Below are 17,033 nucleotides of genomic sequence, written 5' to 3'. Positions count from 1 at the left end.
GCGATAGTGTGAAACGCCCTTGTGCTTACCATATATTTTATATAGTGGGCACAGGGGCGTTGCGCTATCCGCAGAGAGATGCCTTCACGAAAAGTAGGTGGAATATATGGGAATAATGCAATTACGTGTTGATGTTTCTCCCCGTATGAGTACAGAAGTCTTTCGGCGGCTTCATGCGATTGCTGAGGTATCTCAGCTGAGGGTTCGTTCTGGAGCGGTTCAAGATGATGCTCAAGATGTGATTGAATGGTGTATTTCAGAAGATGCCTTGGAGAACTGTCTAGAATTGCTTTCTGAATATTCGGATGTGAGTATTCAAGAGATTCGCCCTGTTGGCATTCAGGACTCTTCGATGCTGACTCGGCATGAACGGAATACTTTAATGTGGGCTAATCAGCTCGCACAAGCCCAGAATTCAAGTTTTTTCAGCCTCACCTATGGGGTATTTATTGTTGTTGCTGTGATTCTTGCTGCGATTGCTGTTTTGACAGATTCCGCTATTTTGGTGGTGGGTGCGATGGTTGTTGGCCCTGACTTTGCTCCGGTGGCTGCTTTGTGTACAGGGGTCGCTTTTAAGGAACGTTCTTTAATTGTGCGGAGTTTGTGCACTTTATGGGGCGGATATTTATTAGCAACTGTAGTGGTTACGTTGTTAGCGTGTATTGCTCTTTATCTGGGGCTTTTTACACCATTGGATGTGTTAGGGGCACGGCCTCAGACCGGTTTTATTTGGCGTCCTAATATTTGGTCTTTTTTGGTTGCGGTTCTTGCTGGTGCAGTGGGTGTTTGGGCTTTAGACACCCACCAATCTAGTGCGCTTATTGGTGTCTTTATTTCGGTGACGACGATTCCAGCAGTGGGGAATCTTGCCTTAGGAATTGCTATTGGTTCTTCCGAAGAGATGGTGGGCTCTGCTGCTCAACTGGTAATTAATGTTTTAGGAATGTGTGTTGCTGGAATTGTGATGCTTTTGATTCAGCGAGCATTATGGAGAGCTAATGTGCAGTCGCTCAAAGACTCTGGAGTGCTTAGCTCATAAGGTGGGTATCGTTTTGGTGGGGGGGTGATTAGGCGACTCCGGTGCCAAATAGTAGGCCTAATATGTAGGTGATGGTTGCAGCAGATAGTCCGATGGCGATTTGTCGTAGTCCTCTTTTGAGGGGGGAAGCACCTGAGAGTAGTCCGACAATTCCTCCCGTAATGCCTAAGGCTGTGGATACGAGAAGTAACGATAGGAAGACTGCGAATGTTCCGGATGCTCCGAAGACGTAGGGGAGTATGGGGATGAGTGCACCAGAGGCGAAGAATGAGAAGGATGCTGCTGCCGCTCCAATATCTGTGCCGAGGGCTGTGGTGTGTGATTCTGTTGATGGGGTATTGCTGTTTTCTTGGTAGGACAATGATGGGTCACAGTCGCACGAGAATTGTCCGAAGCGTTCTTGTGCTCGGTGCGTTGCGGCTTCTTCGCTCATTCCTCGTGCTTTATAGATGAGTTTGAGTTCATTTTGGTTGATATCGAGTTGGTCTGCGACGTTGAGGGTGATTTGGGTGGGGTTTGAGGCGTCGAGTAATTCTCGTTGAGATCTGACGGAGACGAATTCTCCTGCTGCCATGGATAGGGCTCCGGCTAGTAGTCCTGCAATGCCGGAGAGGAGAATAAATTCTGAGCTGGCTCCACTGGCTCCAATTCCCATGATGAGGGCGACGTTAGAGACGAGTCCGTCGTTAGCTCCAAAGACAGCTGCACGAAAATTACCTGATAGTTTTTCACGTCCGGCGGTAGATAATGCTCGGACTATTTCTTCATGTACAGCTTCATCTGCTGCCATGGCTTCGGTTGCGTGGGGGTCGTGGGCGTAGGGGGAGCGTTGTTCTGCACGTTGAGCTAGTGCGAGGACGAAGACGGTTCCGCAGTGTTTTGCTAAGAACTCGAGGATATGCGCACTAATAGAGGGGCGTGGTGTGGGTTCTGCATGTGCTCCTAGGAGCTGTCTCCAATGGTTTTGGTGACGTTGTTCTGCGGTGGCGACTTCGTGGAGGATTTCAGCTTCGGTGCCTTGTGATCGTTGTGCTAAGGACGCGTAGATTTTTGCTTCAGATATTTCTTCAGCGAGGTATCGTCTCCAGCGTTTGATCTCTTGGGGTGTTGGTTCGTGCTGTTCTTGCTCCATGGTTTTTACCTTATAACGAGAGACCGGCTGTACACCATAAGTTTTTATGGTGTACAGCCGGTTGTTAGGTTTCTCTCTAGAGAGGTGCTTTAGACCTTAGACGAGGTTGCCTTCGCCGTCTTCGAGGTGTGCTCGTACGAACCACTGGAATTTTTCGAGTTCTGCGGTCTGAGAGATGAGCAAATCTTCGGTGACGGGGTCGATGTCTGCGACCTTTGCGATGGCTACGCGGTGGTCTTCAATGATGCGGGTGTATACCTCGTTGAGTGCGCGGAGGTGATCAAGTGCCTTAGCGCGGCCGAGGGGGTATTCTTCCCAGGTGCGCTGTTCGGTGAGGTCTCCGGCTAGTCCGTTAGGTGCTACTCCGAGAGTTGCCATGCGTTCTGCAATGTCATCTGCGTAGGTGCGTACGAGGGATACCTGTGGGTCAATCATTTCGTGAACGCCGATGAAAGATGGTCCGACAACGTTCCAGTGAGCGTGTTTGAGTACGAGTTGGAGGTCGTTCATTGCGTGGAGGCGCATCTGGAGGAGTTCTCCGACCTGATGTCCTGAGTTTTCGGTGATTCCTGGTACGGTAAATGATGCAGTGTTTGCCATTGTTGTTGCCTTCCTGTGTATTTGTGATGTTCTGTGAAGTGTTGGATAAATGTGGGATTTCCAACGCTTCGTTATTACGAATATATCAAGAATAGAAGGCTCTTGCAAGCCTTATTATGAATTACTCAAAATAAGGATATCCTTAAGAGATAGGTTAGTATGGCTAACCTTAGTCGTCCCTTTGGCTTCAATAACATCTATCTCACCTGGGACAATAATAACTTTCATGCCTGCAGATAGTGCACTTTGAACACCTGAAGGAGAGTCTTCCACTGCCACGCAACGCTGAGGATTAACGCCGAGTTGCTTTGCGGCCTGTAGATAAGGCTCAGGGTGTGGCTTTGGGTTGGTAACTTGTTGATCACCAATAATTACTGAAAAAGTTTCGGGGGATAAGCTGGCGGTATGCTCTGCTACTTGAGTGATGGCATTGGTGACAATGCCAACGGGAATGTTCGCCTTGCGAAGTTCTTGAAGAACCTCTGGTATTCCAGGAATTAAAGAAATGGCATGAGTCTCTAAAATTGTTTCAGCCTGCTTCTGAAGCTCTGCTTTCATCTCTTGAAGCTCTAGAGGTACGCCGTTTTCTTGTAATCGAATCAAAGAAGCGTCAATAGATTTTCCTAAGCAATCGGCGGTATCTTGTGCTGTCCAAAAAGCGTGATGTTCTTGTGCTATTGCTTGTTTGGCTTGTTCCCAGATGGGTTCGGTGTCTACAAGCGTCCCATCGTGGTCAAAGAAAACAGCTTCGGGTGGTGTTAGATATTGTGTATCGCTCATACGTTTACTCTATCGGAGGTTGCCTTGAAGTGTGTTGCACCATGAGTTGTTCGTCTTTGAGGGCTGTGTGTTTTAACATGGAATAGTGACTACAACACCCTCCAATGAGAATACTTTGATAAGGCATCAGAGCGTTTTTGGGCGTCTCGTATATAGGCTCTCTGTGCCTGGTGCTTTCTTGAGCGCCTTATGGGTTAGCTTTGGGAGAATCCTTTTTGGTGCGCAAGGCGAACTGACGTGGATTTTTGCTATAAGTATTACCCCTAGTCTTTTGGTTATTCTGCTGTGCGGGTGTTATTGGGGTTATCGTGACGCTTGTAGGTATTCAAATGGGCGTTCCTTGCCTGTGTCTTTAGCTTATATGCATTGCCTTACGTGGTTTTGGGCTTTTACCTTTGGGGTGTTGTGTCCTGACCGGCGTGATGGGAAAACAATCTCTGCGCTCTCTCAAATATTTGGCGAACACTACGTTGGATTGGCTGCTGGTTTTGGTAACACTGCTGGAATCCTGACTTTTGTGAGTGCCTTCGCAGTCTTTTTTCTTGCGCTGAATTATTGCCGGCGTTCTGCGAAACTGAGTGCGGGTATTACCGAAGAAGATGAAGAGCGGATGGCTCGCGAGTCTAGCGACTATGAGTTTCTTGAATCATAGTCTTTTGTATCTGTAAATATTTTTAAAACGTTTTTTCTGGGAAGTATTGCATAAACTAAGTTGAGCGTTGTAGACTCAAGTTAGTTGAACCGGGCATCGTTAACGGGGTGCTCGGACAACATAAAACAGCACACGACACAGAAAGGACACTATATGAACATGCAATTAACAAGCGCATCAGAAGAACTGCTCAACCAAGCAAATAGCTACGCTCAAACTCTCAAAAACCCATCAATAGAGCCAGAGCATATACTAAAAGCGATGCTAGATACTCGCCAGAGCCTCGCCGCAGCAACACTTAAAGTTGCAGGGGTAAACCTCGACGAACTATCTGAAAAAGTCTCCGCACAGATTAAAACTCTTCCCACAACTTCTGGAGCAACAGTTGCAAAACCCCAAATAAGCCAAGACGTTCTCCACGCACTAGAAAATGCCCAAACGCAAGCGCAAAAACTTGGAGATAGCTATATCTCTACAGAAATCATCTTGCTAGGAATCGCTCAGGGACAAAACGCCGCAGCCACACTCCTAAAAAATAACGGAGCTACAGCACAAACCATTGAAGGAATCATCCCCAACATACGAGGAGGTAAAAAAGTGGATACTCCAAACCCCGAAGGAACTTTTCAAGCTCTTGAAAAGTACGGAACAGACCTCACAGCCATAGCACGAAGCGGAAAACTCGACCCCGTCATCGGCCGCGACAGCGAAATACGACGAGTCGTACAAGTACTCTCACGACGCACTAAAAATAACCCCGTACTCATCGGCGAACCTGGCGTCGGAAAAACCGCAGTTGTTGAAGGACTTGCACAACGCATGGTCTCAGGAGACGTCCCCGAATCTTTACGCGGAAAGACACTCATCTCCCTCGATCTAGGATCCATGGTCGCAGGAGCAAAATATCGTGGAGAATTTGAAGAACGACTCAAAGCAGTTCTTGACGAAATCAAAAACTCCCAAGGCCAAATCATCACTTTCATCGACGAAATACATACTGTCGTCGGCGCCGGAGCATCTGAAGGGTCCATGGACGCCGGAAACATGCTCAAACCTATGCTTGCTCGCGGAGAACTTCGACTCATCGGTGCAACCACCCTAGACGAGTACCGCCAGAACATCGAAAAAGACGCTGCCTTAGAACGCCGATTCCAGCAAGTATACGTAGGCGAACCCAGCGTCGAAGACACCATCGGTATCTTGCGCGGACTCAAAGAACGCTACGAAGCACACCACAAAGTAGCCATCGCAGACTCCGCACTCGTTGCCGCCGCAAACCTCTCGCAACGCTATATCCCATCACGCCAATTACCAGATAAGGCCATCGACCTCATCGACGAAGCCGCATCACGGTTACGTATGGAAATTGACTCAGCTCCAGAAGAGATTGACGCTTTACGCAGAGCCGTAGACCGTATGACCATGGAAGAACTTGCCCTAGCCAAAGAAAAAGACGAGGCCTCCAAAGAACGCCTCGAAGCGCTACGAGCTGATATGGCAGATAAGCAAGAAGAACTCCGCGAACTCAATATGCGCTGGGAAGCAGAGAAAGCCGGTCTGAACCGCGTCGGAGACATCAAAAATAGCATCGACGAGCTACGCTCCCGTGCCGAAGTTGCCCAACGTGAAGGAAACTTGGCCGAAGCATCACGCCTTCTTTACGGGGAAATTCCTGCCCTCGAAAAAGAACTAACTGATGCTCAACAAGCAGAAGACCGAGTCCGCGAAGAATCTATGATTTCAGAAGAAGTCACAGCAGAAGACATCGCCGAAGTCATCAGCGCATGGACAGGTATCCCCGCAGGGAAAATGCTCCAAGGCGAAAGCGAAAAACTACTCAACATGGAAAGCGAACTCGGCAAGCGCCTCATCGGACAACACCAAGCCGTTCAAGCTGTTGCTGACGCGGTACGCCGTTCACGTGCTGGTATTAGCGACCCTGACCGCCCCATCGGTTCGTTCCTTTTCTTAGGCCCAACCGGTGTAGGTAAAACAGAGCTCGCCAAATCACTTGCACAATTCCAATTTGACGACGAACGCGCGCTGATTCGCATCGACATGTCTGAATACGCTGAAAAGCATGCTGTATCACGACTAGTAGGAGCTCCTCCCGGATACGTCGGATACGAAGAAGGCGGACAACTCACCGAAGCAGTACGCCGTCGCCCGTACTCTGTTGTACTGCTCGATGAGGTAGAGAAAGCCCATCCAGAAGTGTTCGACATCCTCCTTCAAGTTCTCGACGATGGACGTCTAACAGACGGACAAGGCCGCACCGTGGACTTCCGAAACGTTATCCTCATCTTGACCTCAAACTTGGGATCTCAATTCTTAATTGACTCAACGCAAAGTCAAGAAGACCGAAGCAAAGCTGTCATGAACGTCGTCAACGCTTCTTTCAAACCTGAGTTCCTCAACCGGTTGGATAACATCATCATGTTCGACCCACTGAGTGAAGAAGACCTCGGAAAGATCGTGCTACTACAAATACAATCAATGGCACACCGCCTAGAAGATAAGCGTATCAGCCTCGACGTGAGCGAAAACGCCATCCAATGGTTAGGCACCAACGGATACGACCCCGCCTACGGCGCCCGACCACTTCGCCGGCTCGTTCAAACAGAGCTCGGAAACCGCTTAGCTCAGGGCATACTTGCCGGCGATATCCACGAAGGAGACACCGTCCATGTGGATGTTACCGACCAAGAGCCAAAGACTCTGCACCTAGAATCCATCCGATAAAAACCCCTTAGGTGCCCCTTTCGATGATGTTGCCACCCCGCACGGGGTGGCAACACGTCGTTAAAACCCCACAACAAGAAGAACGAGAACACTCTCACGGCAACGAATACTACCCTGCACCAGAGCCATCCTCGATAATAAGAGAGTGAACTTTGAATCCTCCTCCCGCTCTTCGATGTACAGTTCCAACATTGAGCTCACCAACCACCCCGAAATTGCTCGCGCACATCAATCAGCACTACGCTCCATCGCACGTATCGTTGAAAACGAAATTCCCGCCCACGACACCCAATACGCCCGTGAAGGAATCGAGTATCTATTACACGAAGGACAAGTCCTCGTTCTCACCGGAGCCGGTGTTTCCACAGCCTCAGGAATCCCCGACTACCGCGGAGAAAGCGGCTCTTTGAAAAACCACCGCCCGATGACATACCAAGAATTCCGCTACGATGACGAAGCACGTCAACGATACTGGGCCCGCTCCTACGTAGGCTGGCGCAGAATGCGACGAGCTGAACCTAATGCCGCACACTACCTACTCACAAAACTTGAAGAGCGCTCGCAACTGGCAGGTATTATCACTCAAAACGTTGATGGATTACACCGGCGTGCAGGATCACGGAACGTTCTCGCTCTTCACGGCGACTTAGAGTATGTCGTATGCCTTATCTGCCACAAACGTGAACATCGTGCCGAGTTAGACCTCCGCATTGAGGAGAAAAATTACGGGTACCTAGAACGTCTCGAAGATCAGAACCTCCAAGTGAACCCTGACGGCGATGTGTCACTGAGCGATGAACTTATTTCTGACTTTCAGATGGTTGGCTGTGTGAACTGCCAACAGACTTTCCTCAAACCTGATGTTGTATATTTTGGTGAGAACGTGCCTGCCCAACGAAAAGCACAAGCTTGGCAGATGTACCGTGATTGCCGTTCTGTACTTGTTGTAGGCAGTTCACTAGCAGTGATGAGCGGATATAAATTTGCTCTTGAAGCTCATAAAGACCAGAAGCCTTTAGGAATTATTAATGGTGGGCCGACACGCGCCGATCGCAAAGCAACGTATATGTGGCGTAGTGACGTGGCTGCTGCTCTCGCTCAACTGATGTGACCGTGAAGAACCCCCATTGTGGTACAGAAGAATCGTAACGATATGTAATCTGGAAAACATTTTTTGAGATTCTCTAGAGAGAAATGGTGTCCTTTCACGGTTTTAAGAGTAAATATCGTCACTAATTTCCTCTCAAAGGGATACGAATTAAGCACAGCTAATAAAAAACATGTACCCTTAAGCAGGAAAGACTGTAAGAGGATTCCGGGGCTACCTGTGTGCTCACACACTTGGCCCACCGGACACGATGGATAAAGAGGGGGTCACGCCATGGGGCGCGGCCGTCAAAAGGCTAAAGCAACACGGCAGGCTCGGGAGATGAAATACTACAGCCCCGAGACCGATTACTCTGCGCTCGAACGCGAGCTCAGTGGTGCCAAAAATAACTCATCCAGAAAGTCATCCGGTCATCAATATGATGAGGACGACTACTCAGAATACCTCGACAAGTATTCTGACGATTATGTTGATGAAGACTAATCTTCTCGATTAGTCATTTTGAGACAATAAAAAAGTAGTGTGCCCCTCGGGGTACACTACTTTTTTATACACAAACGCACCTAAAACATCTTGGTGAACGGTACTACTCAGCTACACAATAAAGCTCTTCTTCTCCCCTTATAAGACGAGAAGAAGAGCTTTACTCTTCACCCTGTTGAGCTAAAGATACGTCTTCGACAAAAGAGCAGCGCCACCATCGACACCCTTAGCTCCTTGAACATAATCCTCGCACGATGAGTAAGAGCCGTCATCCTTACGAACCTCACCTAAAATCCAAGAACTTATGCCTTGTTCTGAGGCAGAAAAAACAACCTCATCAGCGACCTGAGATGAAACAACCGCAACCATGCCCACACCCATATTGAGGGTTCTTTCCATATCTGCCAGAGGGACCGAACCAAGACGTTCAACCAAACGGAAAATTGCGGGAACCTCCCACGTAGAACGATCGACTAGCCCAATCAATCCTTGCGGTAATACGCGTGCCAGATTAGCGGCTAAACCGCCACCTGTTACATGAGAAAAAGCGCGAATACCCTGACCCGTACGACCGTCTTCACCATTGACAGGGAACTTCTCTAAGAGCTCTAAACATGCTGCGGTGTAGATACGCGTCGGTTCGAGCAATTCTTCACCGAGAGTCCGCCCCAACTCTGGAATATGGCTCTCTAGGGTGAACTCAGAATGTTCTACCACTTTACGTACTAAAGAATAACCATTCGAATGAATTCCCGAAGACGCCATGGCGATAAGAACATCTCCATCCTGAACACGGTCTGGGCCAAGTAATTCATCTGACTCAACAATGCCTGTAGCGGCTCCTGCCACATCGTATTCATGTTCGCCTAACAGACCAGGATGCTCAGCTGTTTCACCACCTACAAGGGCGGTTTTTGCCAGAGCACACCCCTCAGCAATGCCGCGAACAATATCTGCAATACGCTCAGGAACAACCTTACCCGTTGCAATATAATCAGTCATGAACAGAGGTTTAGCGCCGGTGACAACAATATCGTCGACCACCATACCCACAAGATCATGGCCAATCGTATGGTGAATATCTAAAGTCTGAGCAATAGCAACTTTGGTGCCAACACCATCTGTTGAGGTTGCAAGATACGGTGTGCGATAGTCTTTCAACACGCTGAGGTCGAAAAGACCTGCAAAACCACCGACACCCCCTACCACTGCAGAACTATGAGTAGCTTTAACCGCGTCTTTCATCAGTTCAACAGCACGGTCGCCAGCTTCAACATCTACACCAGCAGAAGCATACGTTATCTGTGAAGAATCAGTGGTCATGGGGGTCTTCCTTTGTCGTTTGTGGATAAATCGTATCTTCGGGCAAGATAAGAGACTCTAATTCCGAATCTGGACCAGGCTCACAGCGTGACGCACACCCACCCACCACGGGGCCTGCTGCTGTAGATGCTGAGCCTTGGCGAGTATGAATGGAATATGCCTGAGCCCGTTCAGGCTTTTGAGGTACCGGACGTTCTGCCGTCACCTCGGCAATAGAACTGGATAATGGTCCGCTAGCACCTGCAACGGTGTCTTGGGCGTCAAAGAGATTTTTTCCAATACGTTCTGGAATTTCAATAGGGTACTTACCCGTAAAACAAGCCGTGCATAGATTTTTACGTTGCTGTTGAGTTGCTGCAATCATGCCATCTTCTGAGATATACCCTAAAGAATCAGCACCCAAAGATTTTCCAATTTCTTCAACGCTCATCGTATTAGCAACGAGCTCAGCACGAGAGGCAAAATCAATACCGTAGAAACAAGGCCATTTGACGGGAGGAGAAGAAATACGGACATGAACCTCTGCCGCACCAGCTTCTTTGAGCATACGTACCAGTGCACGCTGAGTATTACCTCGCACAATAGAATCATCAACAACGATGAGTCGTTTACCCTCAACCACCGAACGTAGCGGATTGAGTTTAAGCCGAATACCTAACTGGCGAATAGTCTGTGATGGCTGGATAAAGGTACGCCCAACATAAGCATTTTTGACCAAACCATTACCAAAAGGAATACCGGATTCTTCAGCATAACCAATCGCTGCGGGAACTCCCGACTCCGGTGTAGGCATCACTAAATCTGCTTCAACACGATGCTCACGTGCTAACTGCCGACCCATCTCTACCCGTGACTCATATACTGAACGAGCATTAATCGTGGTATCTGGCCTCGCTAGATAGACATACTCAAAAACACAACCAGCAGGCTCTGCAGGGGCAAATTGTTCTGATTGAACGCCCTGTTCTGTGATGGTCAGAAACTCTCCAGGAGAAACTTCGCGAACAAAAGCTGCACCGACAATGTCTAGTGCAGCTGTCTCTGAAGCGACGACCCAACCGTCATGATGAAGTTTTCCTAGAACAAGAGGACGCACACCCTGCGGGTCACGAGCCACATAAAGGGTGTTCTCGTCCATAAAGACAAGGCAGAATGCGCCCTTAAGCGTGGGTAATAATTCTAATGCGGCTTCTTTGAGAGAAGGGTGCTGATGTTTCGCAAGAAGAGCTGTGACGAGAGCTGTATCTGTAGTATTTCCTTGTGCTAATTCGCCACGTTCGGGTGTCTCACCACTATTTTTTTCTAAAACTCTGTCGTAGAGTTCGGCAGAGTTCGTGATATTTCCGTTGTGTGCTAAAGCAAGAGTACCGTGTGGCGTTGCACCAAGGGTAGGTTGTGCATTGGCCCAATGTGAGGCTCCAGTCGTGGAATAACGACAATGGCCAATAGCCATATGCCCTCGCATAGAGTTGAGGGTGTGCTCATCAAAGACTTGGGATACCAGCCCCATATCTTTATAGACGTTAATTCGTTTTCCATCGCTAGTAGCAATACCAGCAGATTCTTGGCCTCTATGTTGTAGCGCATATAAGCCGTAGTAGGTGAGTTTTGCTACGTCTTCTCCTGGAGCCCAGACGCCAAAGACTCCGCATTCATCTTTAGGGCCGTGGTCAATAGGGTCGAGATCGTGGGTCAGTTTACCGTCGGGACGAACCAATGTTGCCATCTTTTCGAAGGTCGGGGCCGAACAAAATAGTGACCTAACCATCTAAGGTGTGTGACGTGCACCAAAGAAGCTAAGACGGTATTAGTTTAGCCTATAGACATCCACTTTCTAGAAAAAATTGAGTATATGTTCGTTTAAGAACTACTCTTCATCGGTTGCAACAGCACGAACAACCTCGGCACGACGAGCCGTAAACCTATCAATCATAAGAGCAATCGTCAAAAAAATAGCAGTACAAACGCCCATAGAACACACGGCAAGAACACCAAAAACAGAAGACCGCGTGTGCTCATCACTACCACCAACAAAAAACGTTAATACGGCGGCAACCATCAAGCCAACAACAACACCAGTGACTCCAAAAGCAATCAAAGAAGGCGCACGACGCACCTGAACAAGACGCTCCTGCGGGCGTTGAGAAGAAGAACCTTGAGAATGTGGGGTAGAAGTACTCATCAAACCTATTCTATTCTGGCACGATACAAAAACAGAAAATATGACCCTATTACTCTAAGAGGAAAACCCCAAGAACCTCGTCAAAGTCCAAGAAACAAAACCTCAAACTCCCTGAAACAACGGCAAAACATCCTGCAAATTAGCACGTACACCAGAAGCATTCAGCTGAGTCTTACTCTCTTCCCAACCCCGAACACCGCAGGCTAAAGCACACCAAAGATAAGGACTCATCTCAATAACATTAGGCGGAGTCCCACGAGTATGACGAGGACCCTCAATACATTGCGTCACACCAAAAGGTGGAACCCTCACCTCAACAGAATTACCCGGCACTCTGTGCGCTAATTCCTCTAACAAAAAACGAACTGCCCCAGCCCTCACACTACGCGGTAGCTGGTCAAAAGTGCTCTCCGGTGCTGAAGACTCAAAAACCCGAAAAATATCAGAGATATACGCTGTTCCCTGTTCTAAAGAAATCTTACGACGGGTGCTCATCTGCTACGACTAAACCTCTTGCTGTAACGCTGCACCCGGTTCAACAGCTCCAACAACAGTATCAGCGCCCATAATAGGCGAAGTGCACTGCTCTATACCCTGCGCTCGCTGCTGAGCAGTAATGAGTCCAGCTTGTTCTAGAATACTCAACGCAATAACAACTAAAGCACGGTGTGAACCGTCAAGAATCTTAATGCATAGCGATGAACCATCGCGTAAACCAATAGCTAAAACCCCTTCTGCTCCACCTTTGACAACGGCATCTAAAAGGCCGGACAATCGAGTATAAGGAGTATCTACACCCTGAAGATACTCAGGGTAATCCACCATGGCGGTAGCTACTGTGGCAACACGAGCATCAGCATGAATATTTTCGATGCCTGCCCCGAGCAAAGAATATCCTCGAGCAAGGGCACGTAAAGATAGCGCAGGTAACGGCGCCCCACAACCGTCAACACCTACCATAGAGATATCCTCTTGGGTGCATTGACGAATAGTTTCGATAACACGCTGTTGTAGCGGATGTTCTGGATCAAGATAACGATCAACATCCCACCCATTTTTAACACACGCCCATAAAAAGGCACTATGTTTTCCTGAACAGTTAAACGCTAAACGCTGAGCCCCTTTACCAGCCTGAATGAGAGCGTTCAAACTTGGCTGATCTGAAGGAAGTACTGAAGGGCATTGGAGTGCACTATCATCAAGCTCTGCTTCGCTGAGGATAGACTGGGCAACCTTCATATGCTCAAAAGAACCCGTATGGGACCCCGAGGCAAGAGCAATCTGAGCTCCTTGCAACTCAGCACCAGCATTCATCGACGCAATCGTTTGAAACGGTTTGAGCGCAGAGCGCGGAAAAATTGGGGTATCAATATCACCATAAGAAATACGGGGAGAGCCATCTGCGTTGAGCAAAACAGCAGAACCTAAATGACGGGATTCAACGAACCCGCTACGGCGAACGACTGCAAGTTCTGCGGCGTCTTGAGCATGAAATGTCTGCATACCCTCCAGTATTGCATAATTCGTAGACTCAATGACGATCAGCTAACACCCGAGGAGACTGCCGCTAAAAATAACAGAAACGCCCACAAGATAGGAAAGACCAAAAGAATCATTATATGCTGAGTAAAGGCTGAGAAAAAAGTTTTCTGTTTTAATGTCAAGACATAAAACCTCAATACACTGTAATTCCAGAAAATTAGAGAGATTCTGAGACTAAACGATGAACTTTTCGCGTAGCCTTAGAGAATGAAGGTTTTGGTACTTGGCCCCGGCGGGCGTGAACATGCAATCATCCGCGCACTTCAAAAAGACCCACAAGTTACTCAGGTGCATAGCGCCCCTGGAAACGCTGGAATTGCGCAAGAAATCCCTACCTACCCAATTGATGCACAAAACCCCACAGAGGTTATTGCACTAGCACAACAACTCGATATCGACCTCGTCGTCATCGGGCCAGAAGCACCACTCGTTGCCGGCGTCGCAAATGCGCTACGCCAACAGAACATCCCCGTATTCGGGCCAGACCAAGAAGCCGCCGCCCTCGAAGGTTCAAAAGCTTTCGCTAAAGAAATCATGGCAGAGGCACAAGTTCCCACCGCGCTGGCAAAAATTGCGCACACCATGGACGAAGCCATCGAAGCAATAGACTCCTTCGGCGCCCCCTACGTCGTCAAAGACGATGGACTTGCCGCCGGAAAAGGCGTAGTGGTCACCTCACGCCGCGAAGAAGCCCTCGCCCATGCACAAGCCTGTTTTAATGCTGGCTCACATATTGTCGTTGAAGAATACCTTGACGGACCTGAAGTCTCACTCTTCGTCATCTCTGACGGCGAACGATGCATCCCTCTAGAACCAGCACAAGACTTCAAACGTATCTTTGACCAAGACCGTGGCGCCAACACCGGCGGTATGGGCGCCTATAGCCCACTCCCATGGCTTCCCAAAAACTTTGTTCAGACCGTGATGGAACGTGTAGCACAACCAACAATCACCCATATGAAACATCGTGGAACACCTTTCGTAGGCGTGCTGTATTGCGGTTTAGTTATTACTTCTCGCGGTATTCGCGTCATCGAATTCAACGCCCGTTTTGGCGACCCTGAAACACAAGCTGTCCTTGCTCGGTTGAAAACACCGCTAGGGCAGCTTCTTTATTCAGCAGCATGTTCACGTCTTGACGAAGACACCACACTATCGTGGGACCCGCGCTATGCCGTCGACGTCGTTATGGCAGCCGAAAACTACCCAGAAACACCCCGCAAAGGTGACATCATTAGGGGACTAGACGACCTTAAAGGCAAAGACGACAGCTACGTTATTCATGCGGGCACCACCCAAAAAGGTAAGGACATTTTGACCTCCGGAGGTCGAGTTCTTGCCGTCGTTGGGTTGGGCGATGATCTCAACCAAGCACGCGAACGAGCCTATGAAGGTGTTCAGCGTATTTCTTGGGAAGGTGCCCAATACCGTCAAGACATTGCACTAGCTGCCTCACAACAGCAGATTACCGTCCCAGAACAATACTCATAGTTATCGATATGCTCCTCACAACCTGATGAGCACACATATTTACCCCTACTTTGACTCGTTACAACCTATAGGAGCGTTATGAACTGGAAAGAGGAACACCTTGAGATTCCAGGATGGAGACACGTATATGCTGGCAAAGTTCGAGACTTATATGTCCCAGCTGAAGGACACGATGAAGTTTTTGGGCTATCGATAAAAGACGATGCCGAACAGCGTGCTGGCTCTGTTCTTGTTGTTGCCTCCGACCGTGTGAGCGCTTTTGACCAGGTGATTCCCACGGTGATTCCCGATAAGGGAAAAATTCTGACGCAACTTTCTTTGTGGTGGTTTAACCAGCTCACCGAGGTACCTCACCACGTTCTTTCAATCGATGTACCTGAGGTGGTTGCTGGTCGAGCCATGATTTGTAAATCTCTCAATATGTTTCCGGTAGAGTGCATTGCCCGCGGGTATCTCACTGGTTCTGGCCTTAAAACGTATCAAGAGACAGGATCTATCGGCGACACGACGTTACCTGAAGGGCTCGTAGACGGTTCCGTTCTGAATCCTCCTATTTTTACCCCCACCGGTAAAGCCGAAATCGGCGAACACGATGAACTGATTACTCGTCAAGAATTACACGAAGAAATCGGTGCGCCCATGGCAGATCGACTCGAGGAACTGACCCTATCAATATATTCTCGTGCAGAAGAAATCGCTCGAGATCGTGGAATTATCATTGCTGATACAAAGCTTGAATTTGGTTTAGATTCTTATCGGGGAGCTGTCACTCTCGGAGACGAAATACTCACCCCAGATTCCTCTCGCTTCTGGGATGCGGAAAAATATCAGCCAGGACAAAACCAACCTAGTTTTGACAAACAATTTATTCGAGACTGGCTTACCTCTGATGCTTCAGGATGGAACGGTCAAGGTGCTGTTCCGGCGTTACCTGAGGACATTGTCGAAAAAACTCGTGAACGTTACATCGAAGCATATGAGCGTCTCACACAAACAACATTTACCGTATAACGTTGAAGCTATACACTCAATCTAATATTGAGAAATAAAAAAACATATAGACGCTGGCTATCACCGAGGGAGATGATAGCCAGCGTCTATATGTTTTTATTCTGCTCATTTATGAGGGGAGTACCCCGTCACGGATTTTCTCGTGGTATTCACGATGTTTTTGAGCTTCATCGGAGAGCGCATAGAACCATGTAATATGTTCCGCTACGCTTTGCTGGGCTGTGTCTGGGTCTTGAGCAAGGATAGAATCATAAATTTTTCGATGCTGTCTCTGAAGCTCTTTTTTGACATTCTTCCAATCTTGCAAATATGGGACGGCTTCTTCGACGTACCCTACCGTTGCCAGATGAAGCGAATCAATAACAGTTTCTAGAGCAAGATTTTCACTGAGCGTAGAAATCTCATAGTGGAAACGGGTGTCGCAAAAATGAAAACGCTCATCACTAATATTTTCAAAATCCATCTCGTCAAGATAACTTTTGGCTCGCTGTAAGGCGTGTGAACGTTTGACAGTATCTTCTCCAACTGCTGCGATACGTGCCGCATGGCCTTCTAAAAGAATGCGTGTTGTGACCACATCTGAAACAGGAAGTGTTTTGGTTGCAATATGCATCCGGATCGCCCAGCTTAACGCATCAGAAGGCTCTGACACGACGATAGCTCCAGATTTTGGGCCTGAACCGGACTGTGAGCGGATAAGACCTACAGCACCAAGAACTTGTAAGCCTTCACGTACAGAAGCACGAGAAATACCGTATTGTTCGGCTAATGCTCGTTCTCCGGGGAGTCTATCTCCTACGCGTAGTTGGCCACGACGAAGTTTTGTTTCTACAGAGTCGATGAGAACGCTAAAGGTTCTTTCTTTCACAGTTCCTCTTTGGTACGGCGGAATGATATAAAACGGTGGCGGCACCTCAGCCGAAGTTGAGATACCGCCACCGTAAGTAA

17 protein-coding genes are annotated in these 17,033 nt (G+C 48.4%); 8 read left to right on the top strand and 9 right to left on the bottom strand.

Annotated features, from left to right (window positions below; all coding sequences use genetic code 11):
• Nucleotides 1–106 precede the first annotated feature (106 nt).
• Entirely contained in the window at nt 107–1,039 is a 933-nt protein-coding gene (locus ACN08Z_RS00445) for a DUF389 domain-containing protein (protein ID WP_419102679.1), read from the top strand.
• Nucleotides 1,040–1,067: 28 nt separating this feature from the next.
• Here ACN08Z_RS00445 and ACN08Z_RS00440 read toward each other — a convergent pair whose 3' ends face one another.
• From ACN08Z_RS00440 to ACN08Z_RS00430, 3 genes are all read right to left on the bottom strand, one after another.
• Nucleotides 1,068–2,171 carry a VIT1/CCC1 transporter family protein gene (locus tag ACN08Z_RS00440; protein WP_419102678.1) on the bottom strand — a complete coding sequence of 368 codons (1,104 nt, stop codon included), beginning with the start codon at nt 2,169–2,171 and terminating at the stop codon, nt 1,068–1,070.
• 96 nt (nt 2,172–2,267) lie between these two features.
• Nucleotides 2,268–2,771 carry a Dps family protein gene (locus ACN08Z_RS00435; RefSeq protein ID WP_419101001.1) on the bottom strand — a complete coding sequence of 168 codons (504 nt, stop codon included), beginning with the start codon at nt 2,769–2,771 and terminating at the stop codon, nt 2,268–2,270.
• Between the two features lie 114 nt (nt 2,772–2,885).
• A complete protein-coding gene (locus tag ACN08Z_RS00430; RefSeq protein ID WP_419102677.1) occupies nt 2,886–3,551 on the bottom strand; it encodes an HAD family hydrolase in 666 nt (221 codons plus the stop codon).
• Between the two features lie 85 nt (nt 3,552–3,636).
• On the opposite strand from ACN08Z_RS00430, the gene ACN08Z_RS00425 reads away from it, so the two are divergent.
• The 5 genes from ACN08Z_RS00425 (at nt 3,637) to ACN08Z_RS00405 (ending at nt 8,536) form a co-directional block, all read left to right on the top strand.
• Nucleotides 3,637–4,203 (top strand): hypothetical protein, encoded by a 567-nt coding sequence (locus tag ACN08Z_RS00425; RefSeq protein WP_419102676.1) that lies wholly within the window; start codon nt 3,637–3,639, stop codon nt 4,201–4,203.
• Nucleotides 4,204–4,356: 153 nt separating this feature from the next.
• Nucleotides 4,357–6,945: an ATP-dependent chaperone ClpB gene (gene clpB, locus ACN08Z_RS00420; RefSeq protein ID WP_419102675.1), complete on the top strand. Its 2,589-nt coding sequence runs from the start codon at nt 4,357–4,359 to the stop codon at nt 6,943–6,945.
• A 23-nt stretch (nt 6,946–6,968) separates the two neighbouring features.
• On the top strand, nt 6,969–7,094 hold the full coding sequence (locus ACN08Z_RS00415; protein ID WP_419102674.1) for a hypothetical protein: 126 nt from the start codon (nt 6,969–6,971) through the stop codon (nt 7,092–7,094).
• A 26-nt stretch (nt 7,095–7,120) separates the two neighbouring features.
• Nucleotides 7,121–8,056 (top strand): Sir2 family NAD-dependent protein deacetylase, encoded by a 936-nt coding sequence (locus ACN08Z_RS00410; protein WP_419102830.1) that lies wholly within the window; start codon nt 7,121–7,123, stop codon nt 8,054–8,056.
• 270 nt (nt 8,057–8,326) lie between these two features.
• Entirely contained in the window at nt 8,327–8,536 is a 210-nt protein-coding gene (locus ACN08Z_RS00405; protein WP_419100997.1) for a DUF3073 domain-containing protein, read from the top strand.
• A 180-nt stretch (nt 8,537–8,716) separates the two neighbouring features.
• Here ACN08Z_RS00405 and purM read toward each other — a convergent pair whose 3' ends face one another.
• The 5 genes from purM to ACN08Z_RS00380 all read right to left on the bottom strand — a co-directional run bounded on the left by purM (nt 8,717) and on the right by ACN08Z_RS00380 (nt 13,544).
• Nucleotides 8,717–9,859 (bottom strand): phosphoribosylformylglycinamidine cyclo-ligase, encoded by a 1,143-nt coding sequence (gene purM / locus ACN08Z_RS00400; protein WP_419102673.1) that lies wholly within the window; start codon nt 9,857–9,859, stop codon nt 8,717–8,719.
• Nucleotides 9,849–11,576 (bottom strand): amidophosphoribosyltransferase, encoded by a 1,728-nt coding sequence (gene purF, locus ACN08Z_RS00395; protein WP_419102829.1) that lies wholly within the window; start codon nt 11,574–11,576, stop codon nt 9,849–9,851. Before purF ends, purM begins: the two co-directional genes overlap by 11 nt.
• A gap of 150 nt (nt 11,577–11,726) precedes the next feature.
• Nucleotides 11,727–12,041 carry a hypothetical protein gene (locus ACN08Z_RS00390; protein WP_419102672.1) on the bottom strand — a complete coding sequence of 105 codons (315 nt, stop codon included), beginning with the start codon at nt 12,039–12,041 and terminating at the stop codon, nt 11,727–11,729.
• A gap of 102 nt (nt 12,042–12,143) precedes the next feature.
• On the bottom strand, nt 12,144–12,536 hold the full coding sequence (locus tag ACN08Z_RS00385; RefSeq protein WP_419102671.1) for a sterol carrier family protein: 393 nt from the start codon (nt 12,534–12,536) through the stop codon (nt 12,144–12,146).
• Between the two features lie 9 nt (nt 12,537–12,545).
• Nucleotides 12,546–13,544, bottom strand: a complete 999-nt coding sequence (locus ACN08Z_RS00380; RefSeq protein WP_419102670.1) for an asparaginase — start codon at nt 13,542–13,544, stop codon at nt 12,546–12,548.
• A 246-nt stretch (nt 13,545–13,790) separates the two neighbouring features.
• On the opposite strand from ACN08Z_RS00380, the gene purD reads away from it, so the two are divergent.
• Together purD and ACN08Z_RS00370 are read left to right on the top strand one after the other, a co-directional pair.
• On the top strand, nt 13,791–15,074 hold the full coding sequence (purD, locus tag ACN08Z_RS00375) for a phosphoribosylamine--glycine ligase (protein ID WP_419102669.1): 1,284 nt from the start codon (nt 13,791–13,793) through the stop codon (nt 15,072–15,074).
• A 78-nt stretch (nt 15,075–15,152) separates the two neighbouring features.
• Nucleotides 15,153–16,085 (top strand): phosphoribosylaminoimidazolesuccinocarboxamide synthase, encoded by a 933-nt coding sequence (locus ACN08Z_RS00370; RefSeq protein WP_419102668.1) that lies wholly within the window; start codon nt 15,153–15,155, stop codon nt 16,083–16,085.
• A 109-nt stretch (nt 16,086–16,194) separates the two neighbouring features.
• Here the strand turns inward: ACN08Z_RS00370 and ACN08Z_RS00365 are convergent, their stop codons facing one another.
• A complete protein-coding gene (locus tag ACN08Z_RS00365) occupies nt 16,195–16,953 on the bottom strand; it encodes a FadR/GntR family transcriptional regulator (protein ID WP_419102667.1) in 759 nt (252 codons plus the stop codon).
• Nucleotides 16,954–17,033 lie beyond the last annotated feature (80 nt).

This window comes from Rothia sp. P7181 (genome assembly GCF_048513015.1).
In the GTDB taxonomy this organism is placed as follows: domain Bacteria; phylum Actinomycetota; class Actinomycetes; order Actinomycetales; family Micrococcaceae; genus Rothia.
This window is presented reverse-complemented; position numbering and strand designations above follow the sequence as displayed.

Excerpts from the sequence above, each read along its gene's own strand:
- clpB (WP_419102675.1), top strand. The coding sequence starts at position 4,357 with ATGAACATGCAATTAACAAGCGCATCAGAAGAACTGCTCAACCAAGCA.
- ACN08Z_RS00380 (WP_419102670.1), bottom strand. The coding sequence starts at position 13,544 with ATGCAGACATTTCATGCTCAAGACGCCGCAGAACTTGCAGTCGTTCGC.
- ACN08Z_RS00390 (WP_419102672.1), bottom strand. The coding sequence starts at position 12,041 with ATGAGTACTTCTACCCCACATTCTCAAGGTTCTTCTTCTCAACGCCCG.
- ACN08Z_RS00410 (WP_419102830.1), top strand. The coding sequence starts at position 7,121 with ATGTACAGTTCCAACATTGAGCTCACCAACCACCCCGAAATTGCTCGC.
- purD (WP_419102669.1), top strand. The coding sequence starts at position 13,791 with ATGAAGGTTTTGGTACTTGGCCCCGGCGGGCGTGAACATGCAATCATC.
- ACN08Z_RS00435 (WP_419101001.1), bottom strand. The coding sequence starts at position 2,771 with ATGGCAAACACTGCATCATTTACCGTACCAGGAATCACCGAAAACTCA.
- ACN08Z_RS00440 (WP_419102678.1), bottom strand. The coding sequence starts at position 2,171 with ATGGAGCAAGAACAGCACGAACCAACACCCCAAGAGATCAAACGCTGG.
- ACN08Z_RS00385 (WP_419102671.1), bottom strand. The coding sequence starts at position 12,536 with ATGAGCACCCGTCGTAAGATTTCTTTAGAACAGGGAACAGCGTATATC.
- purM (WP_419102673.1), bottom strand. The coding sequence starts at position 9,859 with ATGACCACTGATTCTTCACAGATAACGTATGCTTCTGCTGGTGTAGAT.
- ACN08Z_RS00405 (WP_419100997.1), top strand. The coding sequence starts at position 8,327 with ATGGGGCGCGGCCGTCAAAAGGCTAAAGCAACACGGCAGGCTCGGGAG.
- ACN08Z_RS00430 (WP_419102677.1), bottom strand. The coding sequence starts at position 3,551 with ATGAGCGATACACAATATCTAACACCACCCGAAGCTGTTTTCTTTGAC.
- ACN08Z_RS00370 (WP_419102668.1), top strand. The coding sequence starts at position 15,153 with ATGAACTGGAAAGAGGAACACCTTGAGATTCCAGGATGGAGACACGTA.
- ACN08Z_RS00415 (WP_419102674.1), top strand. The coding sequence starts at position 6,969 with ATGATGTTGCCACCCCGCACGGGGTGGCAACACGTCGTTAAAACCCCA.
- ACN08Z_RS00445 (WP_419102679.1), top strand. The coding sequence starts at position 107 with ATGGGAATAATGCAATTACGTGTTGATGTTTCTCCCCGTATGAGTACA.